General features: G+C 56.3%; 1 protein-coding gene. It reads left to right on the forward strand.

Translation table 11 applies throughout. From position 1 onward, the window contains the following. Window positions 1-263, forward strand: a 263-nt coding sequence (locus tag RAD04_RS38865; protein ID WP_461627992.1) for an enolase C-terminal domain-like protein, incomplete at both ends; no start/stop codon positions are given.

Consider the following 263-nt stretch of genomic DNA (forward strand, 5'->3'; position numbering starts at 1 on the left):
GATCAGCCCGCCGACCGCAAAGCTGCTCGTCAAAGCGCTCGAGCCATACAATCCCTTTTTTATTGAGGAGCCCGTACAGTGCCAAAATGTGGACGCAATGGCCGAAATCGCGCGCGGGACGCATTTGCCGATCGCAACCGGTGAACGCATTTTCACCAAATGGGGTTTTCGCGAAATCCTCGAAAAACACGCCGCCATCATTCTCCAGCCTGACCTGTGTCATGCCGGGGGCATTCTAGAAGCGCGATTGATCGCCGGGATGG

The sequence above is a fragment of the Bradyrhizobium sp. 25ACV genome (assembly GCF_054863005.1).